The 387-nt window shown below is 54.0% G+C and carries 1 protein-coding gene; it reads right to left on the bottom strand.

Annotated elements, in window-relative coordinates:
- Positions 1–387 (bottom strand): sigma 54-interacting transcriptional regulator (locus tag E0L35_RS26095; protein ID WP_171051254.1); only part of this gene is annotated, 387 nt, incomplete at both ends.

The following is a 387-nucleotide window of genomic DNA, read 5'->3' as shown; positions in this document are numbered from 1 at the left end:
CAATTTCGTCGAGGAATAATGTACCGCCATCGGCCTGTTCAAAACGCCCCTGACGAATGGTATTCGCGCCAGTAAACGCGCCTTTCTCGTGGCCAAACAGTTCTGATTCGATCAAATCTTTTGGGATAGCTGCCATATTCAGCGCGATAAACGGCGCTTTGGCGCGCGGACTGTGGCGATGCAGGGCATGAGCGACCAGTTCTTTACCGGTGCCGGATTCGCCGTTAATCAGCACGCTAATAGAAGAACGCGAAAGCCGACCGATAATACGGAACACGTCCTGCATGGCTGGCGCTTCGCCGATGATATCGGTCGTTGGGCCGTTAAGCTGAATATTACGCGGCTGCTGCTGTTCCTGGTAATGACTGATAGCGCGCTCAACCAGCG

The sequence above is a fragment of the Halomonas sp. ATBC28 genome, from assembly GCF_005937175.1.
GTDB classification, from domain to species: Bacteria; Pseudomonadota; Gammaproteobacteria; order Pseudomonadales; family Halomonadaceae; genus Vreelandella; species Vreelandella titanicae.
The sequence above is the reverse complement of the archived record's forward strand: the minus strand, read 5'-3'. Positions and strand labels throughout refer to the sequence as shown.